The 5,424-nt window shown below is 54.6% G+C and carries 5 protein-coding genes; 3 read left to right on the top strand and 2 right to left on the bottom strand.

The genetic code is table 11. From position 1 onward, the window contains the following. From B3Z49_RS14400 to B3Z49_RS14390, 3 genes are all read left to right on the top strand, one after another. Positions 1–975: adenylosuccinate synthase (locus B3Z49_RS14400; RefSeq protein ID WP_296992127.1), on the top strand; the 975-nt coding region annotated here is incomplete at its 5' end. Positions 976–1,221: 246 nt separating this feature from the next. Continuing rightward, positions 1,222–3,357, top strand: coding sequence for a protein kinase family protein (locus B3Z49_RS14395; RefSeq protein ID WP_008890828.1), 2,136 nt, complete (start codon positions 1,222–1,224; stop codon positions 3,355–3,357). A 9-nt stretch (positions 3,358–3,366) separates the two neighbouring features. Next, the gene (locus B3Z49_RS14390) at positions 3,367–3,852 is read left to right on the top strand and encodes a hypothetical protein (protein WP_063089899.1); all 486 of its coding nucleotides are present in this window, start codon (positions 3,367–3,369) and stop codon (positions 3,850–3,852) included. Between the two features lie 97 nt (positions 3,853–3,949). Here B3Z49_RS14390 and rpoH read toward each other — a convergent pair whose 3' ends face one another. Continuing rightward, positions 3,950–4,816, bottom strand: coding sequence for an RNA polymerase sigma factor RpoH (gene rpoH, locus B3Z49_RS14385; protein WP_040823769.1), 867 nt, complete (start codon positions 4,814–4,816; stop codon positions 3,950–3,952). 119 nt (positions 4,817–4,935) lie between these two features. Further along, on the bottom strand, positions 4,936–5,424 hold a 489-nt coding region (locus B3Z49_RS14380; protein ID WP_296992123.1), incomplete at its 5' end, for an RluA family pseudouridine synthase.

Below are 5,424 nucleotides of genomic sequence, written 5' to 3'. Positions count from 1 at the left end.
CTGCCGCTGCATGGCAATCTTGATCGTGCGCGCGAAGCGGCTGCATCGGGCGACAACAAGATCGGCACCACCGGTCGTGGCATTGGCCCGGCATATGAAGACCGCGTTGGCCGCCGTGCGATCCGCGTAGGTGATCTTGCAGACACTGATCTGCTTGAAGCTAAGGTCGAAAACCTTCTGACGCACCATAATGCACTTCTGCGTGGCCTAGGTCAGCCGGAAGTCGATGGTGCGGAACTGCTCGCGCAGCTTAAGGAAATCGCACCGAAAATCCTGCCGTTCTCCGACACTGTCTGGAAGTCGCTTAATCAGTTCAAGGAAGCGGGCAAACGCATCCTGTTCGAAGGCGCACAGGGCACGATGCTTGACGTTGATCACGGCACGTATCCGTTTGTGACGTCGTCGAACACTGTTTCCGGACAGGCTGCTGCCGGTTCCGGTATGGGCCCGTCGGGTGTTGGTTATGTTCTGGGTATCACCAAGGCATACACCACCCGTGTTGGTGAAGGTCCGTTCCCGTCCGAGCTGTTTGATGAAGACGGCGAACGTCTTGGTCAGCGCGGTCACGAGTTCGGTGTTGTCACCGGTCGTAAGCGTCGTTGTGGCTGGTTTGATGCGGCCCTTGTCCGTCAGTCGGTCAAGGTCAACGGCATCACCGGTATTGCGCTTACCAAGCTGGATGTTCTTGATGGCTTTGATGAAATCAAGATCTGCACCGGTTATGACATTGATGGCAAAATCTATGACCATCTGCCGGCCAACCAGCGTCTGCAGGCAAAAGCCAAACCGGTTTATGAAACCATCGACGGCTGGTCGGAAACGACCATGGGCGCGCGTAGCTGGGCCGATCTTCCGGCAACAGCGATCAAATATGTTCGCCGCATCGAAGAGCTGATTGAAGCGCCGGTTGCGCTTCTGTCAACCAGCCCGGAGCGCGATGACACCATTCTGGTGCACGATCCGTTCAGCGCCTGATTGCCTGAATTTACGAACTTCGAAAGCCACCAGTTTATGACTGGTGGCTTTTTTGTTTACAGTTGCGGGTCTTACTGTTCATCCGTGACTGCGGTCGCGGGATAACAGCTTGCCGACAGGGGGGATCACAAGTATCGTTTTATCAACCTTTTGAGGATAGCGTTCTGAGGGCTAGGTCAGGAAGACTTTTGGCCCAAGTATGTGCGTCACTCAGGGAATGATAACCTGTAAAGAAATATCGGGACCATGGCAGAGCAAGCAGAAGATCAGGAACAGGACGTTTCGAATGGTGCTGCGACAGGGCCGGTGATGGATGCACCGGGCGGCGGCGCATCTGCGCCTGAGGAACCCGAAGAATCCCCTGAGCTTGATGGTGTCGCGATCAATGCAGGCGGCAAAAGTGTCGAGATCGGCAATTTTCGCGTCTTTCTGGATTTGCGGATGCCCGAATTCGATATGGGCCATTGCAAGGCCTATTCGGCTGACAATCTCCGCCGCGAAGAGGGCAGCGCCTTTGCGCTGGTAACCGATCCGGTTCTTCCGACCCGCCATGACCATCTGACCTTCCTGGCCGGTATGCATATGGCCGGTCAGATTGACCTTATCGATTATGAAACCGCCTACTGGCCGCCAATTGGTCGCAAGACGATGGTGCTTTTCTATGAAAAGCCGGCAGGCGGAAAGGTCGTTGCGCGCGAACACAAGAAACTCGCCATCGATGAGCATGATATTGCCACGGTTGTGGTCGAGCCGCTGATGAATGCCATGCAGGCCTTCAGTGAGAAGGGGCTGGCACACCGCAATATTCGCGCCGATAACCTGTTCTTTGCCGATCCCATGCGTGAAAAGGTCGTGCTTGGCGATTGTGCCAGTGGCCCGCCCGGTTATGATCAGCCAGCGGTTTATGAGACCACAGCACGTATGAGCGCTGATCCTGCCGGTCGTGGTTCAGGCAATGCGACCGACGATTTCTATGCGCTTGGTATGACTTTGGCCGAGCTTGGCATCGGTCGCCAGCCACTCAAAAAGCTGAATGACCAGGAAATTATCGAACTTAAACTGGCCAAAGGGTCGTTTCAGGCAATCGCATCACACGAAAAGCTGCCGCTTGTTCTGATTGAACCTGTTCGTGGCCTGTTGTGTGATGACCCCGAAGAACGCTGGGGCTTGGCCGAATTGAACGCATGGCTGGACGGAAGACGGACCAAACCGGTTCAGGCCAATACAGAAAAGCGGGCAGCGCGGTCTCAAAACCTGGCTGGTCGGGATTATTATACCGTGCGTTCACTGGCGCAGGGGATCGCCAAGAACTGGGTAACCGCGCTTGGCCCGTTGCGTGACAGCACGGTCGAAGTCTGGTTGCGGCGTGGCCTTGGCGATAATGATCGCGCCAAGGCGCTATCGGATGCCATGCGACAACTGCAGTGGGCCGGGACGGATAAACGGTCGGCAGAGGACGTGTTGGTTGCGCGATCTATCCTGATTCTTGATCCGGCTGGCCCGATCCGGTTCAAGGGGTTTTCGTCGATGGTCGACGGGCTTGGTTTCATGCTGTCCTATGATGTCCAACATGGAAAGGGGCCCCAACGTTTTGCCGACGTGATCGTGCGCGATATTCCATCTTTCTGGTTTGGCCGTCAGATGGGATACAGCCCCGAAGTCCAGAGGCAACAGCAGCTCTACAAGAACCTGCGCTATTACATTCAGCAGCAAAGTGCCGGTTACGGGTATGAGCGCTGCCTCTATGCGACCGTGCGCAACCAGCATTGCCTGAGCCCGCTGGTCGAAGAGGAATATGTCGTCGAGATCGCAGATCTGCTGCCAGCTCTTGAAAAGGCAGCCGAGACTGCATCCGAAGAAAGCTGGCCGGTGGATCGTCATATCGCCGCCTTCATCGCCGCCCGCCTCGAGGACGATGTCGAGGGGCAGTTGTTGGCGATGCAAAACCCGTCAGACGAGGTTGAATATAGTCGCGCAATCATCAGCATGCTGGCGATTGTGCAGTGGCGTCATGGGCCGGACAATTTGCAGAACCTGTCGCACTGGGTGGCGCGTTTGATGGAACCGGCGATCAAGGTATTCCATAGCAAGGCACGTCGTGAACGGGTCGAGACCGAGATTCCCAAACTGGCCAAACGCGGCAACCTTGTCGAACTGTATAATCTGATCAATGACGAACAGGAACGTCGCAAGGACCAGTCAGAGTTTGTCGAAGCCGTCGCGGAATATTCCGAAGCGGAAAGCGAAGTGTTTGATCTTGAATCTTCAGGGCCGGCCCGTATGGAGCTTGCCGAAAAGGTCGGGCAACAGGCGGCTGCTTTCGCGTCTACCATGATCGCACTACTGACAGTGTCCGCGCTGTTCTTGATGCATATCTTTTAAGGGATCGCCATGGCAAAGGGTAAACGAGCAGGCACAAAAAAAGGCGGTCGCAGCGCATTTTCCGGCTTGTCGGTTATTGCATCCGCCGTGCTGCTGTTCATGGTCGCACTTCCCACCTTTATCACGTTGACGGTCGGGCTGTTGCCGTCACTTGTGGCCTTTATCTTTGATCGCAGCGCGGGCAGGACAATGGCGCGGTGTGTCTTCGGTCTGAACTTTTCAGGGGTTGCGCCCTACATTCTGGAAGTCTGGATGCAGCCATCGCAAACGGTTGGCGGGGCAACGCAGGCCGTTTTCCAGCCGCTGGCGCTGTCGATCATGTATGGGGCCGCGGGCCTTGGTTGGCTTCTATACCTCGCCATGCCACCAATTGTTGCCAATGTTCTGAACCTGGCAGCCCAGCGTCGTGTCAGTGAACTGCGCAAGAAACAGCGCGGACTTATCAAAACTTGGGGCGATAGTCTGATCAAGGAAGTGGATCGGTCCGGGAACTGATCACTGCGTGACCTGATTGAAAGAGACCATGCAAAAAAGAAAGCGGCGGACAATGTCCGCCGCAAGTTGTTTCAGAAGGGACGCAAAGCAGGCAGTATTAGTGGGGCAGGTCCGTATGGATCGATTTGCGGACCTTTTCAAAGGCGCGTACTTCGATCTGACGGATGCGCTCGCGAGAGATGCCATAGGCAAGGCTCAGGTTTTCAAGCGTGACCGGGCTTTCAAGCAGGCGGCGTTGCGTCAGAATATCGCGCTCACGATCATTGAGATGCGACATCGCGTTTTTGAGCATGCTCATGCGCTGCAGGAATTCTTCACGTTTGCCATAAAGGGTTTCCTGGTCTTCGTCATCGCTTTCGATCCAGTCGACCCATTCACCGTCACCCTCAATACGGACCGGCGCATTCAGTGAGTGATCCGGTCCGGCCAGGCGGCGGTTCATCATCACAACGTCATCTTCGGACACATTGAGTTTGGTTGCGATCAGTTCGACCTGTTCAGGTTGAAGGTCGCCTTCATCAATTGCCTGCATCTGGCTTTTGAGTTTGCGCAGGTTGAAGAACAGCTTTTTCTGTGCGGCAGTCGTACCCATTTTCACAAGCGACCATGAATGCAGGATGTATTCCTGAATGGCGGCGCGGATCCACCACATCGCATAGGTCGCAAGGCGGAAGCCCTTGTCCGGGTCGAAGCGTTTTACCGACTGCAGCAGGCCGACATTGCCCTCGGAAATGAGTTCATTGATCGGCAGGCCATAACCGCGGTAACTCATCGCGATCTTGGCGACCAGGCGCAAGTGGCTGGTAATCAGTTTTTCAGCAGATTTATCGCAATCCTTGTCCCGGAAATTACAGGCATAGGTCGTCTCCTGTTCCGGCGTAAGCATCGGGTAGCGGCGTATACGTTGAAGGTATACCGTGAGACCATCTTGAGAGATAGTTGGAAGAGCGTTTCCTTGCTTCATCAAAGCCTCCCGTATTGCTTTCTAAAAGTGCATCTTACCCCTTGCACTTTTTAAGAGCTTATACGGGAGTATTAGAAACCGTCAATGGAAAATTAGACAGTAAGGCTAGTATCGGCTATTCAAAGGTATAGTTCTAAGGCCTTTATTAACGCCAAAAGGTCACCTGGTATAGGTGCCTCTGTGGATATATAGGCACCGGTGCGAGGGTGCAGAAATCCTAACGTTCGGGCATGCAGCGCCTGTTTGTTGAATGCGTTCAAAATCTGTTGCGCTTCTAGGTTGAGTTTACCAGCCGGTCTGTTTCGGCTGTAAACCGGATCACATACAAGTGCGTGCCCAATATAGTTCATATGAACACGAATTTGATGCGTCCGTCCGGTTGCAAGACGGCATTCAACAAGGGACGCCAACGAGTCGTCGCGAGTTTGCAGAGTCTTGTAGTGTGTGAGGGCATATTTCCCCCCTTTTTTGACCACTGCCATCTTTTTCCGATTGCGCGGGCTGCGGCCAATATTGCCTTCGATATCACCTGAACGGGGGCGGGGAACACCCCACACGACCGCAAGGTAGGCGCGCTCGATATTTTCCTTGTCCTCGGCAAACAGGTT

It is taken from the genome of Thalassospira sp. UBA1131, from assembly GCF_002311515.1.
Lineage (GTDB): Bacteria > Pseudomonadota > Alphaproteobacteria > Rhodospirillales > Thalassospiraceae > Thalassospira.
The sequence above is the reverse complement of the archived record's forward strand: the minus strand, read 5'-3'. Positions and strand labels throughout refer to the sequence as shown.